At 65.3% G+C, this 17,771-nt stretch carries 16 protein-coding genes; 13 read left to right on the forward strand and 3 right to left on the reverse strand.

Annotation, left to right across the window (positions count from 1 at the left end; genetic code table 11):
- Positions 1-194: 194 nt before the first annotated feature.
- Positions 195-860, reverse strand: a complete 666-nt coding sequence (locus tag BMY03_RS25750) for an HAD family hydrolase (protein ID WP_094012623.1) — start codon at positions 858-860, stop codon at positions 195-197.
- Positions 861-1,057: 197 nt separating this feature from the next.
- Here BMY03_RS25750 and BMY03_RS25755 point away from each other — a divergent pair, with 197 nt between their 5' ends.
- The 8 genes from BMY03_RS25755 to BMY03_RS25790 all read left to right on the forward strand — a co-directional run bounded on the left by BMY03_RS25755 (position 1,058) and on the right by BMY03_RS25790 (position 10,587).
- Positions 1,058-1,468: an acyl-CoA thioesterase gene (locus BMY03_RS25755; RefSeq protein ID WP_094012624.1), complete on the forward strand. Its 411-nt coding sequence runs from the start codon at positions 1,058-1,060 to the stop codon at positions 1,466-1,468.
- A gap of 268 nt (positions 1,469-1,736) precedes the next feature.
- Positions 1,737-2,264 carry a thioesterase family protein gene (locus BMY03_RS25760; protein ID WP_052062209.1) on the forward strand — a complete coding sequence of 176 codons (528 nt, stop codon included), beginning with the start codon at positions 1,737-1,739 and terminating at the stop codon, positions 2,262-2,264.
- 164 nt (positions 2,265-2,428) lie between these two features.
- The gene (locus tag BMY03_RS25765; protein WP_094012625.1) at positions 2,429-3,190 is read left to right on the forward strand and encodes a hypothetical protein; all 762 of its coding nucleotides are present in this window, start codon (positions 2,429-2,431) and stop codon (positions 3,188-3,190) included.
- A 3-nt stretch (positions 3,191-3,193) separates the two neighbouring features.
- On the forward strand, positions 3,194-4,792 hold the full coding sequence (locus BMY03_RS25770) for a hypothetical protein (protein ID WP_023630673.1): 1,599 nt from the start codon (positions 3,194-3,196) through the stop codon (positions 4,790-4,792).
- Positions 4,793-4,862: 70 nt separating this feature from the next.
- Complete coding sequence (gene lexA, locus BMY03_RS25775) at positions 4,863-5,471, forward strand: transcriptional repressor LexA (RefSeq protein WP_094012631.1); 609 nt, start codon at positions 4,863-4,865, stop codon at positions 5,469-5,471.
- Positions 5,471-6,091, forward strand: coding sequence for a translesion DNA synthesis-associated protein ImuA (imuA, locus tag BMY03_RS25780; RefSeq protein ID WP_094012626.1), 621 nt, complete (start codon positions 5,471-5,473; stop codon positions 6,089-6,091). Before lexA ends, imuA begins: the two co-directional genes overlap by 1 nt.
- A gap of 6 nt (positions 6,092-6,097) precedes the next feature.
- Positions 6,098-7,516: a Y-family DNA polymerase gene (locus tag BMY03_RS25785; protein ID WP_094012627.1), complete on the forward strand. Its 1,419-nt coding sequence runs from the start codon at positions 6,098-6,100 to the stop codon at positions 7,514-7,516.
- On the forward strand, positions 7,513-10,587 hold the full coding sequence (locus BMY03_RS25790) for an error-prone DNA polymerase (protein ID WP_094012628.1): 3,075 nt from the start codon (positions 7,513-7,515) through the stop codon (positions 10,585-10,587). Before BMY03_RS25785 ends, BMY03_RS25790 begins: the two co-directional genes overlap by 4 nt.
- A 3-nt stretch (positions 10,588-10,590) precedes the next feature.
- Here BMY03_RS25790 and BMY03_RS25795 read toward each other — a convergent pair whose 3' ends face one another.
- Together BMY03_RS25795 and BMY03_RS25800 are read right to left on the reverse strand one after the other, a co-directional pair.
- On the reverse strand, positions 10,591-11,412 hold the full coding sequence (locus BMY03_RS25795) for an aldo/keto reductase (protein WP_094012629.1): 822 nt from the start codon (positions 11,410-11,412) through the stop codon (positions 10,591-10,593).
- The gene (locus BMY03_RS25800; protein ID WP_038706217.1) at positions 11,400-12,305 is read right to left on the reverse strand and encodes a LysR family transcriptional regulator; all 906 of its coding nucleotides are present in this window, start codon (positions 12,303-12,305) and stop codon (positions 11,400-11,402) included. Before BMY03_RS25800 ends, BMY03_RS25795 begins: the two co-directional genes overlap by 13 nt.
- A 120-nt stretch (positions 12,306-12,425) precedes the next feature.
- Here BMY03_RS25800 and BMY03_RS25805 point away from each other — a divergent pair, with 120 nt between their 5' ends.
- The 5 genes from BMY03_RS25805 to BMY03_RS25825 all read left to right on the forward strand — a co-directional run.
- On the forward strand, positions 12,426-13,124 hold the full coding sequence (locus BMY03_RS25805) for a CoA transferase subunit A (RefSeq protein ID WP_023632552.1): 699 nt from the start codon (positions 12,426-12,428) through the stop codon (positions 13,122-13,124).
- A 35-nt stretch (positions 13,125-13,159) separates the two neighbouring features.
- Positions 13,160-13,816, forward strand: a complete 657-nt coding sequence (locus BMY03_RS25810; protein WP_023632551.1) for a CoA transferase subunit B — start codon at positions 13,160-13,162, stop codon at positions 13,814-13,816.
- A gap of 180 nt (positions 13,817-13,996) precedes the next feature.
- Positions 13,997-15,415 carry a short-chain fatty acid transporter gene (locus tag BMY03_RS25815; RefSeq protein ID WP_094012630.1) on the forward strand — a complete coding sequence of 473 codons (1,419 nt, stop codon included), beginning with the start codon at positions 13,997-13,999 and terminating at the stop codon, positions 15,413-15,415.
- Between the two features lie 180 nt (positions 15,416-15,595).
- Positions 15,596-17,305 carry a ShlB/FhaC/HecB family hemolysin secretion/activation protein gene (locus BMY03_RS25820; protein WP_082120409.1) on the forward strand — a complete coding sequence of 570 codons (1,710 nt, stop codon included), beginning with the start codon at positions 15,596-15,598 and terminating at the stop codon, positions 17,303-17,305.
- A gap of 23 nt (positions 17,306-17,328) precedes the next feature.
- Positions 17,329-17,771, forward strand: a 443-nt coding sequence (locus BMY03_RS25825) for a two-partner secretion domain-containing protein (RefSeq protein WP_143067583.1), incomplete at its 3' end; no start/stop codon positions are given.

Here is a 17,771-nt window from a genome sequence, read left to right on the forward strand (position 1 = left end):
CGTTCGGCCTCCTGAAGTCGCGAAGTTACGGGCGGCGCCTGGGCTGACGCAGCTGTCGCTAGCTGGGTAGGGCGCTAGACTCCTGATCGGCAACGGCAACGGCAACGGCAACGGCAACGGCAACGGCAACAATTCGAACGTTTGCAAAACTCAGGTCGACCTGCCGGTGGAAAAAGCCATGAGGTGTCAGTTGATCAGGCCGTCTCTTGCATCCGTCCGATCACATCCCACAACCGCGGATCGTCATAGTCTTCGATCACCAGCCGCGCCCCGGCTTCCAGCAGTCGTTCGGCCGGCTGGGTAGTGGCCAGGCCCACGGTGAAGATGCCGGCATCGACAGCCGCCTTGACGCCAGGCAGCGAGTCCTCGAAGGCCAGCGCCTGCCCGGCCTGGGCCTGCAGGCACTGCAGCCCGGTAAGGTAGGGCAGGGGATCGGGCTTGGGCCGTGCCAGCTCATCGGCGACCAGCACATGGCCGAAACGCTCGCCAAGGCCCATGGCCCCGAGCATGTGCTCGGCGTTCAGGCGCGGCGCGTTGGTCACCACGCACATGCCGATGCCGTGCTGCTCGGCATGTGCCAGCAGATGCAGCAGGCCGGGCATTGGTGTCAGGGTTGGCGACAGTTCGCGGAACAACGCCTCCTTGCGCTCGGCCAGGACCTGGCGGTGGGTGGCATCGGCCTGGGGAAACAGCTCGGCGAACAACAGGCCGTTGGAGCGTCCGCTGACCTGGGTGTTGAACTGCTCCTGAGTCAGCTCGCGGCCATCGTAGTCGTACAGCAGCTTGCGGAAGGCTTGCAAGTGCAGTGTGTCGGTATCGGTGAGGGTCCCATCGAGATCGAACAGCAGGGCGGTCAGCATCGGGCATCCTTAAGGGGGAGAAACCATTCAGCAGCATCTTATGCCATCAGCATTGGAAAGTGCAGTTGGCCGGTTCTTTCGCGTTTTCGGCACAAGTCTCACAGGCAGTGGGGCTGCCGAGCAAACGCTCCAGCCCCAAGAGACCCTGAACGGTTACTATCGGCTGCCAGGCATCCACTGCACGGAGCACCCACCCCATGCCTTTCGTCACCACCCGCAAGATCCTGTTCGGCGATTGCGACCCCGCCGGGATCGTCTACACGCCGCGTATCAGTTACTTCGTCATCGAGGCGATCCACGAGTTTCTTTCCCACCAGCTGGGCGGCGAAGGCCTGCGCAAGCTGTTCGCCATGGGTGTCATGCCGCCGGCAAGGGCATTGTCCATCGAGTTCCTGGCGCCGATGGCCTGGGACGACCTGATCCGCGTGCACGTCAGCAGCGGGCCGCTCGGCCGCACATCGTTCAGTTTCAATGTGGAAGGGGTAGGAGCCAGTGGCGAGTCATGTTTCCGCGCCAGCATGACCCAGGTATGCGTCTGCTCCGATAGCAAGCAACCGGTTGATCTGCCCGAGGCACTGCGCCGGGCACTGAGCAGCACCACAGACTGATGTGCATCACTACGGATAGATATGTCATCAACCAACAAACGTTTCAGCATCAATTGGATATAAAGTCCAAACGTGACCGGTTATTCAGTTGCGTTTTTCCGTTTAATTGAGGCTGTTGCCACTGGTTGCTCCTGTTGAAAGCTGTTAGCTTTCGCCCCGCTCCGGAATTAAACAAGCAGGCCTGCAACGCGCCGCTTGCGGCCACCCGAAAAAACAACGGGTGACCGAACAGGGAACGATAATAAAAATCCTAGGGAGGGATAACTGGATGAATCTCTACATCCGTCTGTTGCTGGCTATTCTGCGCGGTTTCTTCAAGCCGCCGATGGCCCTGACCGAAACGCTGCAGCGTACGCTGCGGGTCTGGCCGAACGATATAGACATCAATAAACACATGAACAACGGCCGTTACATGACGATTGTCGATCTGTTCATGCTGGAACTTTGCCTGCGTGCGAAGATCCTTATTCCTGCCTTCAAGTTGGGTTGGAAACCCATGCTCGGCGGTAATCTGGTCGTCTATAAAAAGCAACTTTCCATGTTCGAACAATACACCGCCGAGTTCAGCATCTGCTGCCTCGACGAGAGCTGGACCTACTTCCAGTACACCTTCTTCAACCGTGCCGGTGAAGTGGTGGTGACTGGTTATTCCAAGGGCGCCTGGGTCGGTCGCAAAGGCCTGGTCGCCAACGCGGTGATCGCCGAAAAGCTCAAGGTCGAACCCACTACCGCGCCGATGCCCGAAGCCATCAGGAAATGGCTTGAGGCTGAGGCCCACGTGCTCGGCAAGGCCTGAGCCAGGTCGCGTCTCGGCCCACTTGGCAAACACCACACCCACGTAATCCGTCCATTGCTCCACGGCACCGGGCCTCTGGCCTGGCGCCGCGCGCGGCAGGCTTTGCCGTGCCCGCCATTCGCGCCTGGCCCACGTCGATCCATGAATGAGTAGGGAAACACCTCATGCCGAACACCTTGTTGTTGATGTTGGTTCTTTTCGCGGTCTTGCTGCTGGTCGCCGAGCTGTTCAGGCGCTACCGCCTGGTGGGCCTGACCTTCTTCGTGCTGGCGCTGCCGGCGTTACTGGTGCCGAACGCCAACCTGTTCATGCGCATCAAGACCATCAGCGTGCTGCTGCCCATGTGCTTCCTGGCTTACGCCAGGTACAGGCCGAAAATCGAAGGTTTCATCTACAAGCTCATCTACCTGGTGATCGTGCTCAACATCATCGAAGCCTCAGTGATCGACTGGCAAACCGGCAACGTCCTCAACATCGTCGCCGCCGTGGGCCTGATCCTGTGCCTGCCGTACTCGCGCCAACACTGGGAGATCTCAGGCCGCCACAGTGATTTCGTGGTGCGCGTCCCGGCCTACTGGCCCTACCTGTACACCACCTGGAACCTGTGTTTCCTGTACTCGGCGCGGATCACCACCTTCGGCTACGCACTGCCGCTGTTGCTGGCGCCGGTGGCCTACGCCTTGCTCCTGCGCCGCTCCGACCTGTACTTCCAGGCCCGCGCCTACACCTTCGGCTTCTACCTGTTCGTGCGCACTATCGCCGGCGACGCCCCGCTGATGAACCTGCCGGCCTTCGATCTGACGACTTGGTACAGCCCCGACGCCGCGCTCATCTGGAGCGTCGTCAACGTGATTTTCACAGGCGCCTGCCTGTACAGCTACGGCGCAAGCCGCAAGAAGAACAAAGCGATCGAACAAGGAGTTTGAAGCATGCTGGAAGTTATCCTGCTGGCGTTTTTCATCACCGCCAGCCCGGTGATCCTGTTGATGAGCAAGACCCGGGCCGAGCCATTGAAGCATGTGTACATCGGCCTGTATTACGTAAAGTTCGTACCGTTGCTGTTGTCGCTGTACGCGATCAATCTCAGCGCCAGTTTCCTGGCCTGGAAGTGGGTGCAGTTGAAATGGCTGCTGCCGCGCTACTTCGGCTACCGCCACTACAACCGCGACTCCATCTCGATGGAGAGCACGGCGATCCCGGGCACTGACTACCACATGGGCTACATCCCCAAGAAACTGCCCGCCGAACTGGTCTATCGCTGGAGAAAAGACAAGGTCTACCATAACTACATCCAGTCGATCATCAAGGCCAACCGCGACTACTACAAAGTACCGCTGGGCCAGTTCCCGCAACCGACGGCGATTTCCGACGAGGACCTGAAAGTCTTCCTGATGTCGTCGCAGATCACCCATTACCTGCAGACGGTCGATGGCGTATCGACCTTCGACATGCGTGATTTCACCCGCGAGATCCGCCTGTCCAGCTCGGTGTTCGACGTGGCCAGCATTTCCATCGCCCAGGACTTCGCCACCGACAGCATGCGCATCACCCTGCGCGACGGCTTCAGCGTCGGCCCGGGCGAGCCGCACTGGGACCTGGCCAAGGTCTACTTCATGTCGAACACCATGGTGTTCTTCATCCTCGGCGCGCACCTGCACCATCACCTGTTCTTCGCCGAAATGGGAGCGGCGTTCCTGTTCAACCTGGTGCCCAAGGGCTCCAACTTCCACAAGCTGATGGACCCGCACACCGCCTATATCCTGATGCTCAACCACCAGTTCAAGGAATCGCCGCTGTCGCTGCGCGAAACCACAGGCATCGCCGACAAGTTCCTCTACAGCTGCATCGGCTACTACTCGGCGCAGACCTTCTACAAGGTCGGCTATGAAAACGCCCTGAACATGTACAACAAGCGCGACACCGAAGACCAGGCGCTGACCCAGAAATTCGAGATCAAGTTCGCCATCCCGTTCGACCAGTACCTCAATGGCCAGCACGCACTCAACGCCCAGTACCGCGACTACTACGCGGCGGTGCTGAAGTTCGTCACGGCCAGTTACGACGACCTGCTGCGCGACGGCTCCGAGCCCTACATCAACAACTGGGTCGCCGAGCTGTGCCGCTATGTCAACCTGCCGTGCCAGGCCAATGACAAGGCCTTCAACATCGAAGTGATCGCCACCTATATCTGGTACGTATCGTTCGTCCACTCCCTGGAGCACTACCAGTTCCACAAGTACAAGATGAACTACTGCCTGCTGACCCGGCTGCCGTTCGCGGTCGCCAAGCACTTGCCCGCGGAACAGGTGTTCAGCCAGTACGACATCTGGAAGTCCAAGCACATCGTGCACACCTTCGGCAAGAACCACCTCAATGCCGGTGTCTCGGAGAGCTATGCCGACCTGGACTACAAGTTCCGCGACCTGCCGCTGATCGACAAGCAGGCGCAACTGAAGAAGGACGTACTCGCGCTACTGGAGAAACACCAGACGCCAAACGAGGCGATCGCTTTGTCCATTCGCTACTGAGCCTGGGCGCGGAAGGCCGGCGACGAAGGGGTCTGTTCAGTTTTCGCAGAAAGGAGTACAAATGTGCTCCATGGACAATTTATCCCCCAAACGCCGCGCCATCCTCGAATTCATCCGCGAGCGCATCACCGATCAAGGCCAGCCGCCGTCGCTGGCCGACATCGCCGAGCGCTTCGGTTTCGCTTCGCGCAGCGTGGCGCGCAAGCACATCACCGCCCTGAGCCAGGGCGGCTTCATCGACGTCACCCCCAACCAGGCGCGGGGCATCCGCCTGGCCGAGCCGCTGCGCCGGCCCGAGATCCTCGAAGTGCCGGTGCTCGGCCAGGTCGCCGCCGGTGCGCCGATCGGGCCCGACCTCGATATCCACGAGCAGTTGCTGCTCGACCCCAGCCTGTTCCGGCGTACCCCTGACTACCTGCTCAAGGTGCGCGGCGACTCGATGGTCGACGACGGCATCTTCGACGGTGACCTGGTCGGCATTCGCCAGCAGGGCGAGGCCCGCGACGGGCAGATCGTGGTCGCCCGGCTCGACGGCGAGGTGACCATCAAACGCCTGCAGCGCATCCGCGGCGGTTATCGCCTGCTGCCGCGCAACCCGGCCTATGCCCCCATCGATGTGAGCCCCGAGCGCGAGTTCTTCATCGAAGGCGTGTTCTGCGGCTTGCTGAGGCGTGACTGATGGGCGCGGTGGTCGAACTCGACCGGCTGCTCGACCAGCGCCAGGTATGGCGCGGGCGGCAGGCCCAGGCGCGCCCGCAGGGCCTGCAGCCCACCGGGCATGCCGCCCTCGATGGTCGGCTGCCGGAAGGCGGTTGGCCGGCGGCGTCGCTCAGCGAGCTGCTGCTGGCCAGCCCCGGCTGCGGTGAGTTGCAGTTGCTCTGGCCCACGCTTGCCCGGCTGAGTGGGGAAGGGCAGCGGGTGGTGCTGGTGGCGCCGCCGTTCATCCCTTATGCACCGGCCTGGCAGGCTGCCGGAGTCGACCTGCGCTGGCTGGTGCAGGTCGACGCCGAGGCCGGCGATGCCCTGTGGGCGGCCGAGCAGTGCCTGCGCTCGGGCAGTTGCGCCGCGGTGTTGTGCTGGCCGGAGCGTGCCGATGATCGGGCGCTGCGGCGTTTGCAAGTGGCCGCGGAAACCGGCAACGCGTTGGCGTTTGCCTGCCGCCCGCGACAGGCCGCGCTGAACCCTTCGCCCGCCGCCCTGCGCATTGCCCTCGACCTGCGCCCGGCACAGTGGCGCGTGCTCAAGTGCCGGGGTGGCCTGCCGCCTGCCGCACCCATCGCCTGCCCAGGGCAGGGGTGATGCGCCATGCTCTGGGCCTGCATCCTGTTTCCCCAGCTGGCGCTGGACACTGTCCTGCGCGAACGCGACGACCCCGAGGCACCGCTGGTGCTGCTTGGCGGGCCGCCCCAGCGCCGCGTGCTGCGGGCGGTCAACCCGGCAGCCAGTGCGCTGGGCCTGCGCGCCGGCCAGGCATTGACCGCCGCCCGTGCCCTGGCCGACGGTTTCGCCTGCGTCGATGTCGAACCGGCGCGTATCGAGCAGCTGCAACAGTTGCTCGCGGCCTGGGCCTACCGTTTCAGCGCCCAGGTCAGCCTGCACTATCCCCGTGCGTTGTTGCTGGAAGTGGGCTCGAGCCTGCAACTGTTCGGCCCGTGGCCGTCGTTCGAGGCGCGCCTGCGCGAGGAACTGGCGGCACTCGGCTTGCGCCAGCGCATCGTGCTGGCCAGCAACCCGGTGGCGGCGAGAATGCTCGCCAACGGCCATGATGGCCTGGCGCTGAACTGCCCGCAGGCAACCCGCGACGCCTTGCTCGACATGCCCGTCGAGCGTGTCGGCCTGCCCAGCGAGGCAGCCGAAGCCTTCGCCCGCATGGGCCTGCGCCGCCTCGGGCAGGTACTGGCGTTACCCCGGGATGCCCTGGCCAGGCGTTTCAGCGCCCAGGTGCAGTTGCACCTGGACCAACTGCTCGGCCTGCGTAGCCTGGGGCTGGATTTCTACCAGCCGCCCGACCGTTTCGAGGCGCGGCTGGAGCTGAACTTCGACGTCGAGTCGCACCAGGCGCTGCTGTTCCCCCTGCGTCGTCTTATCCACGACCTGGCGGCTTTCCTCGCCGGGCGTGACTGTGGCGTGCAGCGGTTCGAGTTGCACCTGGAGCATGCCGAAGGCGCCGACACCGTGCTCAAGGTCGGCCTGCTGGCCGGCGAGCGCGACGCCTCGCTGTTGTTCGAGCTTGCCCGTGGCCGCCTGGAGCCGCTGCGCATCCCGGCGCCGGTGCGCAACCTGCGGCTGCTGGCCGCCGACCTGCCACCGTTCGTGCCCCAGCACCAGGCGCTGTTCGACCCGCGTGCGCAGCAGGCCCAGCCTTGGGACCAACTGCGCGAGCGCCTGCGCGCGCGGCTGGGCGATGACGCGGTCAAAGGCTTGCGTGCCGAGGCCGATCATCGCCCCGAGTGCGCCTGGCAAGGAGTGGAGCAGGGTGGGCAGGGCCATTTGGTGATGGCCCCTGGTCGACGCCCCGGCTGGTTGCTGCCGGTGCCTCAGGTGCTGGCCGAGACCGGCCTGCAACTGCTCGGACAGGCCGAGCGCATCGAGTCCGGCTGGTGGGACGGTGGTGATGTGCGGCGCGACTACTACCGCATCGAAACCCGTGATGGCCTGCGCGGCTGGGCCTTCCGCGACCTCGCGGCCCCGGGGCCGTTGTGGCTGCAAGGCTGGTTCGCATGAGCGCTCCCGGCTACGCCGAGCTGCACTGCCTGTCGAACTTCAGTTTCCAGCGTGGCGCCTCCAGTGCCGACGAGCTGTTCCGTCGCGCCCGCGAGCAGGGTTACCAGGCCCTGGCGATCACCGACGAATGCACCCTGGCGGGCATCGTCCGGGCCTGGCAGGCGGCAAAGCAGCATCAGGTGCGGTTGATCGTCGGCAGCGAGGTGCGGGTGCACCAGGGGCCGAAGCTGGTCCTGCTGGCACAGGACCTTGCCGGCTACCAGAGCCTCTGCGCCTTGATCACCCGCGCCCGGCGGCGTTCGCAGAAAGGCAGCTACCAGTTGCTCGTCGAGGACCTCGAGGCCCATCACCAGGGCTTGCTGGCGCTGTGGGTGGCCGAGCCGGACGACAGCGCCGGGGCCTGGCTGCAGCCGCTGTTCGCGGGGCGCCTGTGGCTGGCGCTGCACCTGCACCGCGGGGCCGACGACGCCCAGCGCCTGGCTTACCTGCGCGCGCTAGGGGCACGGCTCGATATTCCGCTGGTGGCCTGCGGCGATGTGCACATGCACGTGCGTGGCCGGCGGGCGCTGCAGGACTGCATGACCGCCATCCGCGAACATTGCGCGGTCGCCGAGGCGGGGCGGTACCTGTTCGCCAATGGCGAGCGTCACCTGAGGTCGCTCGAGCAGTTGCGCGAGCTGTACCCCGACGATCTGCTCGCGCAGACCTCGCAGGTCGCGGCGCGCTGCACGTTCGACCTGTCGCAGTTGCAATACCGATACCCGCGTGAGCTGGTGCCCGACGGGCAGACCCCGGCCAGCTGGCTGCGCGAACTGTGCCGCCGAGGGTTGCCCGAACGCTGGCCCCAGGGCCCGAGCGACAAGGTGAACACGGTGCTGGAGCGGGAGCTGGCGCTGATCGAGGAACTGGGCTACGAGAGCTACTTCCTCACCGTCCACGACATCGTCGCCTTCGCCCGCCGCCAGCGCATCCTCTGCCAAGGGCGCGGCTCGGCGGCCAACTCGGTGGTGTGCTTTGTCCTCGGCATCACCGAGCTCGACCCGATGGAACACCGCCTGCTGTTCGAACGCTTTCTTTCCCGCGAGCGCAACGAGCCGCCGGACATCGACGTGGATTTCGAGCATGAGCGCCGCGAAGAGGTGATCCAGTACGTGTTCCAGCGCTACGGCCGGCACCGGGCGGCGCTCACCGCGGTGGTCAGCAGCTACCACGCCGCCGGCGCGGTGCGCGATGTGGCGCGAGTGCTCGGCCTGCCGGCCGACCAGGTGGACGCCCTGGCCAAGTGCTGCGGGCGCTGGAGCGACCGCATCCCGGATGCCGCCCGCCTGGCCGAGGCCGGGTTCGATGCGCACAGCCCGTCGCTGCGGCGCATCCTGGTGCTGGCGGGGGAGCTGATCGGCTTTCCCCGGCACCTGTCGCAACACCCGGGGGGCTTCGTCATCTCCGAACAGCCGCTGGACCAGCTGGTGCCGGTGGAGAACGCGGCGATGGCCGAGCGCACGGTGATCCAGTGGGACAAGGACGACCTGGACATGGTCGGCCTGCTCAAGGTCGACGTGCTGGCGCTGGGCATGCTCAGCGCGCTGCGCCGCTGCTTCGACCTGATCGCCCGGCACCGGGGCCTCGAGTACACGCTGGCGACCCTGCCCAAGGAAGACCCGGCCACCTACGCCATGATCGGCCGCGCCGAGACCATGGGCGTGTTCCAGATCGAGTCGCGGGCGCAGATGGCCATGCTGCCCCGGCTCAAGCCGGTGAAGTTCTACGACCTGGTGATCGAGGTGGCCATCGTCCGTCCGGGGCCGATCCAGGGCGACATGGTCCACCCATACCTGCGCCGCAGGCTCGAACAGGAGCCGGTCACCTACCCATCGGAAAAGCTCAAGGCCGTCTTCGAGCGCACCCTGGGCGTGCCGCTGTTCCAGGAGCAGGTGATGGAGCTGGCCATGGTCGCCGCCGACTACAGCCCCGGCGAGGCCGACCAGTTGCGCCGCAGCATGGCCGCCTGGAAGCGCCATGGCGGCCTGGAGCCGCACCGCGAGCGGCTGATCGCGGGCATGCTGCGCAATGGCTACAAGCTGGCCTTTGCCGAGCGTATCTTCGAGCAGATCAAGGGTTTTGGCAGCTACGGCTTCCCCGAGTCCCACGCCGCCAGCTTTGCCCTTTTGTGCTACGCCAGCAGCTGGCTCAAGTGCCATGAGCCGGCGATCTTCACCTGCGCGCTGGTCAACAGCTGGCCGATGGGCTTCTACAGCCCCGACCAGTTGCTGCAGGAGGCGCGCCGCCAGGGCATCGAGGTGCGCCCGGTGGATGTGTTCCACAGCGAGTGGGATTGCACCCTGGAGGCACTGGGCGAGAACGAACTGGCCATCCGCCTGGGCCTGCGCCAGATCCGCGGCTTCAGCGAAGGCGATGCCCGGCGCCTGGAGCAGGCGAGGGCGCAGCGCCCCTGGCGGGATGTCGAGGACCTGTGCCTGCGCGCCGGGCTCGATGGCCGGGCCCGGGCGCGCCTGGCCGATGCCGGGGCAATGCGCGGGCTGGCTGGCGACCGCCACCAGGCGCGCTGGCAGGTGGCGGCGGTGCAGGCGCAACTCCCGTTGTTCGCCGAGGTTGAATCGACACGTGAACAGGCGGTGGCCTTGCCTGCACCCAGCATTGCCGAAGACCTGGCCGCCGACTACGACACCCTGGGCACCACCCTCGGGCCGCACCCCCTGACCCTGTTGCGGACACGCTTACGCGCGCTGGGGTGTCGCAGTTCAAGGGAGCTGGCAGGGGTCGAGCATGGCGACAGCATCGCCGTCGCTGGCATCGTGGTCGGGCGCCAGCGACCACAGACCGCCAGTGGCGTGACCTTCGTCACCCTCGAGGACGAGCATGGCATGGTCAACGTAGTGGTCTGGCGCGACCTGGCAGAGCGCCAACGGCGCGAACTGGTAGGTTCGAAGTTGCTCAAGGTGAGCGGGCGGCTGGAGCAGGAGAGCGGGGTGCGGCACCTGATCGCCCGGCGCCTGGAAGACATCAGCCCGCTGTTGCAGGGGCTTGATGTGCGCAGCCGGGACTTTCATTAAGCCTCAGACCATCGCCAGTCGCTGCTTGCGTGTCGGAGCCGGAAACGCCTGCTCGATGGCTTGCAGGTCCTCTTCGGCAAGCACCAGGTCGGCCGCCGCCGCATTCAAGCGCACATGCTGCGGATCCACCGCCTTGGGAATCGCGATCACCCCATCATTGCGCGTGACCCAGCCCAGGCTCACCTGGGCCGGCGTGGCGCCATGGCGCTCGGCGATCTGCGTCAGCACCGGGTGACCCAGCAAGCGCCCGGCCTGGGCCAACGGGCAGTAGGCCATGGTTGGCAAGCCCTGCTCGCGGCTCCACGGCAGCAGGTCGAATTCGATGCCACGCTCGGCCGGGTTGTACAGCACCTGGTTGGTGGCGCAGGCCCTGTTATCCAGTTCGCGCAGGTCGTCGAGGTCGAAATTGGACACGCCCCAGCGGCGAATCTTGCCCTGCTCGATCAGCCGCTCGAAGGCTTCCACCGTCTCGTCCAGCGGGTACTGGCCGCGCCAGTGCAGCAGGTATAGGTCGATGCAGTCGGTGCCCAGGCGCTGGAGGCTGCGCTCGCAGGCGGCCGGCACACCGCGTCGGCTGGCATTGTGCGGATAGACCTTGCTGACCAGGAACACCTGGTCCCGGCGCCCAGCGATGGCCTGGCCGACCACCTGTTCGGCGCCGCCCTCGGCGTACATTTCAGCGGTGTCGATCAGGCCCAGGCCCAGGTCGATGCCTTGTTGCAGCGCCGCCACTTCGGCGGCCCTGTGGCCCGGGTCCTCGCCCATGTACCAGGTACCCTGGCCGATGGCCGGAACGCGGGAGCCCGCCAGATTCACGTAACGCATGTCACCTCCTGTGGATGGGTATGGGTCAGCAGCACATCGAGCAGCGCCTCGGCGGCCTTGGACAGCTTGTGATCGCCCAGGGCGATCACGCCGATGCGCCGCTCCACGGTGGGATCGACCAGCGGCACGCAACGGGCACCGAGCTCCTGCATCTGCTCGATGCACAGCGCCGGCACCGCGCTGACTCCCAGGCCACTGGCGACCATGCGGCCGATGGTCGACAACTGATGGCTCTCGAAGGCCACCGCCAGCTTGCCATGGTTGGCGGCCAGGTGCTGTTCGAGCAGCAGGCGCACCGCCGATGGCCGCTGCAGGGCGATGAAGTCCTCGGCCAGCAGCTCCTGCCAACGCACCTGGGGCTGCTGGGCAAGGGGCGAGTCTGCAGGCACCACGGCGACGAAGCGATCCATGTACAGCGGGTGGAAACGCAGCGCCTCGCTGCTTTCCGGCTCGAAACCGATGCCCAGTTCGACGCGGCGATGGCGCACCAGTTCCAGCACCTGCTCGTTGATCACGTCGTGCACGGTGACATTGACCTTGGGGTAGCGCTGGCGAAACACCTTCAGCGACCGTGGCAGCAGGTTGCCGGCGAACGCCGGCATTGCCGCCACCGACACCCGGCCCAGTTGCAGGGTGAAGCGCTGGCGCAACATTTCCTCGGTATCGTCCCAATCGGCGAGCAGGCGCCTGGCCAGGGGCAGCAGCACCTCGCCCTCGGGGGTCAGGCTGACGCTGCGGGTGGTGCGGGTGAGCAGGGCGCCGCCGAGGTTGTCCTCCAGGGCCTTGATGGTCAGGCTCAGGGCCGGTTGCGACACGTGCAGGTGCTCGCCGGCCTGGGCGAAGCTCTGGTACTTGGCCACGGTGACGAAGGCCCGCAACTGCTTGACGTTCATGAGGGGCTGACCCTTTGTTTTGGAAAAGTTATCAATCGATGACGAAAACAAAATTAACAAATCAGTCGACTACAGTGAAGATGACCGTACGGTTCCAACAACTACAAAAGGCGACTGAGCATGGCCGGACTGGACAAGCGTGTAGCAACTTACGAAGAGGCCCTGGCGGGCCTGACCGACGACATGACCGTGCTGGCCGGCGGCTTTGGCCTGTGCGGCATCCCCGAGAACCTCATCGCCGAAATCAAGCGCCGCGGCGTCAAGGGCCTGACCGTGGTCTCCAACAACTGCGGCGTCGACGGCTTCGGCCTGGGCGTGCTGCTCGAGGACCGGCAGATTCGCAAGATGATCGCCTCCTACGTCGGCGAGAACGCCGAGTTCGAACGCCAGCTGCTCAGCGGCGAACTGGAAGTGGAGCTTACCCCGCAAGGCACCCTGGCCGAGAAGATGCGCGCCGGCGGCGCCGGCATCCCGGCCTTCTTCACCGCCACCGGCTATGGCACCCCGGTTGCCGAAGGCAAGGAAGTACGCGAGTTCAACGGTCGCAAGTACATCCTCGAAGAATCCATCACCGGCGACTTCGCCATCGTCAAAGGCTGGAAGGCCGACCACTACGGCAACGTGGTGTACCGCAACACCGCGCAGAACTTCAACCCGCTGGCCGCCACCGCCGGCAAGATCACCGTGGTCGAGGTCGAAGAGATCGTCGAGCCTGGCGTGCTGCTGCCCAGCGAGATCCACACCCCGGGCATCTATGTCGACCGGGTCATCGTCGGCACCTTCGAGAAGCGCATTGAAAAGCGCACCGTCAAGGCCTGAGCGCCGCCCTCAAGAACAACAAAGAGATCCTGACCATGGCATTGACCCGCGAACAAATGGCGCAACGCGTCGCCCGTGAACTCAAGGACGGCTACTACGTCAATCTCGGCATCGGCATCCCCACCCTGGTGGCCAACTACGTGCCCGACGGCATGGAAGTGATGCTGCAGTCGGAGAACGGCCTGCTGGGCATGGGCGAGTTCCCCACCGAAGCCACCATCGACGCCGACATGATCAACGCCGGCAAGCAGACCGTCACCGCCCGCCGTGGCGCGTCGATCTTCGATTCGGCGCAATCCTTCGCCATGATCCGTGGCGGCCATGTCGACCTCACCGTGCTCGGAGCCTTCGAGGTGGACGTGCAGGGCAACATCGCCTCGTGGATGATCCCCGGCAAGCTGGTCAAGGGCATGGGCGGCGCCATGGACCTGGTGGCCGGCGCCGACAACATCATCGTCACCATGACCCATGCCTCCAAGGACGGCGAGTCCAAGCTGCTGCCCATGTGCAGCCTGCCGCTGACCGGTGCCGGCTGCATCCGCAAGGTGCTGACCGACCTGGCCTACCTGGAGATCGAAAACGGCGCCTTCATCCTGCGCGAGACCGCGCCGGGCGTGAGTGTCGAGGAAATCGTCGCGAAGACTGCCGGCAAGCTGATCGTGCCGGACGATGTCGAGGAAATGACCTTCTAATCAACATTCCCCTGAGGGGGCTTGTGGGAGCGCGCTTGCCCCGCGATGACGTCAGCCCAGGTGCCACGATCGCCTGGTCGGGCGCTGTCGCGGGGCGAGCCCGTTCCACGCTTGCGCTTCCATAGGGCTTTGCCTTGTCTGTTGCAAAATCCACCAATAAAACCAAAAAAGGAAAACATCGTGGCCGCTGATATCCAAGACAGCCGCTCCGCCCGCTTTGCCCTGCGCTGCTCCAACTGGGCCGAACGCTGGTTCCCCGATTCCTGGGTGTTCGCCGCCCTGGCCGTGATGCTGGTGGCCCTCGGCGCCCTGGCCATGGGCGGCAAGCCCACCGACACCGCCAAGGCCTTCGGTGACGGCTTCTGGAGCCTGATCCCGTTCACCATGCAGATGGCCTTCGTGGTCATCGGTGGCTATGTGGTGGCTAGCTCGCCACCCGCCGCCCGGCTGATCGACCGCCTGGCGCGGCTGCCGAAGAACGGCCGCTCGGCGGTGTGCTGGGTGGCGCTGATCTCGATGCTCGCCTCCTTGCTCAACTGGGGCCTGTCGCTGGTGTTCGGCGGCCTGCTGGTGCGCGCCCTGGCGCGCCGCACCGACCTGAAGATGGACTACCGCGCCGCCGGCGCCGCCGCCTACCTGGGCCTGGGCGCGGTGTGGGCGCTGGGCCTGTCGTCGTCGGCCGCGCAGTTGCAGGCCAACCCGGCCAGCCTGCCGCCGTCGATCCTGTCGATCACCGGGGTGATCCCGTTCACCGAGACCATCTTCCTCTGGCAGTCCGGGGTGATGCTCGCCGCGCTGGTGATCGTTTCGCTGATCGTCGCCTATGCCACCGCGCCTGGCCCGAACAGCGCCCGCAGCGCGCAGGATTGTGGAGTGGACCCGAGCTTCAGCGCACCACCTTCGCCCCAGCGCACGCGCCCGGGTGAGTGGCTGGAATACAGCCCGATCCTGATCCTGCTGCTGGTGGCCCTGGCCGCCGGCTGGCTGTACCAGGAGTTCGCCACCAAGCCGGCGATCACCGCGATTTCCGGGCTGAACACCTACAACCTGTTGTTCATCATGCTCGGTGCCTTGCTGCACTGGCGCCCGCGCAGCTTCCTCGATGCCGTGGCTCGCGCCGTGCCGACCACCACCGGGGTGCTGATCCAGTTCCCGCTGTACGGCTCGATCGCCGCCATTCTCACCCAGGTCAAGGGCGCGGACGCCCAGACCCTGGCTCACCATATCTCGCTGTTCTTCACCCAGATCGCCACCCATGACACCTACGCCTTGCTGATGGGCGTGTACTCGGCGGTGCTTGGCTTCTTCATTCCGTCCGGCGGTGGCAAGTGGATCATCGAGGCGCCGTACGTGATGCTGGTGGCCAACGACCTGCAATACCACCTGGGCTGGGCGGTGCAGATCTACAACGCCGCCGAGGCGCTGCCGAACCTGATCAACCCGTTCTACATGCTGCCGCTGCTGGGGGTGTTGGGGCTCAAGGCGCGTGACCTGATCGGCTTCTCGTTCGTGCAGTTGCTGGTGCATGTACCGCTGGTGCTGGTGTTGCTGTGGGCGCTGGGCACCACGTTGCAATATGTCCCGCCTGTAATGCCCTGATCAGGCAGATTCATCAGACGCCTGCCTGGAAGGGAGTCTGATGAGCGCACAAGCGCTATGGATCGGCGCTTGTGCAGCTTCCTACCGGAGTCTCCGAAAAAGCTGACTGATGGCAAATTGACGCCAATATGCTGGCCACTTACTATGCGCGCCACTTTGCGTTGATCACCAGGGACAGGTATGCCGGTACGTCTTCACTCAGCGCGCAATTATGCGCGCTTCGCATTTGTTGCAACACTGTGCAGCCCGTTGGCCTGGGCCGTTTCACCGGGTGACCAGGACCTGATCCGTGAACGCCAGAACCGCCTGCTCGAAGAGCAGCAACGGCGCCTCGAGGACCTGCGCAACCTGCCCGGCGAAAGCGCGCAACCTACCCAGCAGCAACGGCCCGAAGATACCCGCTGCTTCGATATCCACACCATCGAGCTCAAGGGCGCCGACAGCCTGTCCGCCGCCGATCGCGACAGCCTGCTCAAGCCTTTCATCGACCAGTGCCTGGGTGTCACCCAGCTCAATGCCTTGCTCAAGGCGATCACCGACCATTACCTGGGCCGCGGCCTGGTCACCAGCCGCGCCTACCTCCCGCAGCAGGACCTGTCTTCGGGCCACCTGCAGGTGCTGGTGGTGGAAGGGCGCCTGGAAGGGCTGCGCCCGGACCCGGCCAGCGGCCTGAGCGAGCGCGAGCTGGCCATGGTTTTCCCCGGTGAAGTCGAGCAGCGTCTGAACCTGCGCGAAGTCGAGCAGATGGTCGATCAGCTCAACCGCCTGCCGTCGAACAAGGCGCAGATGGAGCTGACCCCCGGCAAGGCCGTCGGCGGTAGCGAAGTGCTGGTGCGCAACACCCAGCAGAAACCCTGGCGCGCCTCGCTGTCGCGCAACAATGAAGGCCAGCGCAGCACCGGGGAACAGATGCTCAACCTCGGCCTGGAATGGGACAGCCCGCTGGGCCTGGCCGACCAGCTCATGCTGCGCGGTGGCCACGACGTGGTCAGCGACCACACCCAGGGTTCGAAGAACGGCGTGCTGTACTACAACCTGCCGTGGGGCTGGTGGAACTTCACCTACAGCTACAGCGAGAGCGAGTACCGCTCCCTGGCCCAGGCCAACGGCTTTGCCTTCAAGCAGACCGGCGACAGCCAGAACCACCAGCTGCGCGCCGAGCGCGTGGTGCACCGTGATGCCACCAGCAAGACCTCGCTGAATGCCGGCATGGCTCACCTGCGCACCAACAACTACATCGAGGACAGCCGCCTGGAGGGCAGCAGCAACCGCCTGAGCGAGGCGCAGTTCGGCATCAACCACGGCCGCCGCCTGGGCAATGCTTTCGTCAACATCGACCTGGGCACTCAGGAAGGCATCGGCGCCTTCGACGCCCAGGACAACGCCCACCCGCGCCCCGGCCAACCAGTGGCGCGCTACCGCAAGTACAGCGCCACCGTCAGCTATGTGCAGGGCTTTGAAGTGCTCGGCGAGCGCCTGAGCTTCAGCAGCCTGGCCACCGGCCAGCGCAGCGAGGACGTATTGTTCAGCCCGCAGCGCATCAGCCTTGGTGGTCTGTCGTCGGTACGCGGCCTGAAGGACCAGTCGCTGTCCGGCGACAGCGGCGGCTACTGGCGCAACGACCTGCGCTGGACCCGCCCGGTGAGCTGGCCGCTGCTGCAGCCGCTGGTGGCCGAGTACGGCCTGGGCCTGGGCTACGACCTGGGCGTGATCCGCAATGACCGCTACAACGGCCAGTACCACGGCCGTGCCAGCAGCCACTCGTTGGAGTTGTTCGCCCGCGGCCAGCATATGGCTGCCAGCGTGACCTTCGCCCACAGCCTGGAACGCCCCGACGTGCTGACCGAAAAGGAACGCCCGGTCTACTTCCGCCTCGACTTTTTCATCTGATCACCTGATTGACGAGATTTGACATGGATGTTCGCCTGTTTGCCTTCCTGGCCCGCCAACGCTCGGCCAAAATTCAGCCGCGCGAGCAGTTCTGCGGGTTGCCCAAGCGCGGTCTGGCGCTGCTGCTGGCCAACGCCATGTTCTGGCAGCCGCTTTGGGCACAGGCCGCCGAAGGCGTGGTGGTCAGCGGGCCGGGCACCAGCCTGGGGCAGGCGGGCAACGGCGTGCCCATCGTCAACATCGCCGCGCCCAACGGCAGCGGCCTGTCGCACAACCAGTTCAGCGACTACAACGTCGGCCAGCAGGGGCTGATCCTCAACAACGCCACCGACCGCACCCAGGCCACCCAGCTGGGTGGCATCATCCTCGGCAACCCCAACCTGCAGGGCACCGCGGCCAACGTCATCCTCAACGAGGTCAACGGCGCCAACGCCAGCCAGCTGCGCGGCTACACCGAAGTGGCCGG

The sequence above is a fragment of the Pseudomonas soli genome (assembly GCF_900110655.1).
GTDB classification, from domain to species: Bacteria; Pseudomonadota; Gammaproteobacteria; order Pseudomonadales; family Pseudomonadaceae; genus Aquipseudomonas; species Aquipseudomonas soli.

Excerpts from the sequence above, each read along its gene's own strand:
- BMY03_RS25760 (WP_052062209.1), top strand. The coding sequence starts at position 1,737 with ATGAATCTCTACATCCGTCTGTTGCTGGCTATTCTGCGCGGTTTCTTC.
- BMY03_RS25755 (WP_094012624.1), top strand. The coding sequence starts at position 1,058 with ATGCCTTTCGTCACCACCCGCAAGATCCTGTTCGGCGATTGCGACCCC.
- BMY03_RS25790 (WP_094012628.1), top strand. The coding sequence starts at position 7,513 with ATGAGCGCTCCCGGCTACGCCGAGCTGCACTGCCTGTCGAACTTCAGT.
- BMY03_RS25800 (WP_038706217.1), bottom strand. The coding sequence starts at position 12,305 with ATGAACGTCAAGCAGTTGCGGGCCTTCGTCACCGTGGCCAAGTACCAG.
- BMY03_RS25795 (WP_094012629.1), bottom strand. The coding sequence starts at position 11,412 with ATGCGTTACGTGAATCTGGCGGGCTCCCGCGTTCCGGCCATCGGCCAG.
- BMY03_RS25785 (WP_094012627.1), top strand. The coding sequence starts at position 6,098 with ATGCTCTGGGCCTGCATCCTGTTTCCCCAGCTGGCGCTGGACACTGTC.
- BMY03_RS25765 (WP_094012625.1), top strand. The coding sequence starts at position 2,429 with ATGCCGAACACCTTGTTGTTGATGTTGGTTCTTTTCGCGGTCTTGCTG.
- BMY03_RS25750 (WP_094012623.1), bottom strand. The coding sequence starts at position 860 with ATGCTGACCGCCCTGCTGTTCGATCTCGATGGGACCCTCACCGATACC.
- BMY03_RS25770 (WP_023630673.1), top strand. The coding sequence starts at position 3,194 with ATGCTGGAAGTTATCCTGCTGGCGTTTTTCATCACCGCCAGCCCGGTG.
- lexA (WP_094012631.1), top strand. The coding sequence starts at position 4,863 with ATGGACAATTTATCCCCCAAACGCCGCGCCATCCTCGAATTCATCCGC.
- imuA (WP_094012626.1), top strand. The coding sequence starts at position 5,471 with ATGGGCGCGGTGGTCGAACTCGACCGGCTGCTCGACCAGCGCCAGGTA.
- BMY03_RS25810 (WP_023632551.1), top strand. The coding sequence starts at position 13,160 with ATGGCATTGACCCGCGAACAAATGGCGCAACGCGTCGCCCGTGAACTC.
- BMY03_RS25820 (WP_082120409.1), top strand. The coding sequence starts at position 15,596 with ATGCCGGTACGTCTTCACTCAGCGCGCAATTATGCGCGCTTCGCATTT.
- BMY03_RS25805 (WP_023632552.1), top strand. The coding sequence starts at position 12,426 with ATGGCCGGACTGGACAAGCGTGTAGCAACTTACGAAGAGGCCCTGGCG.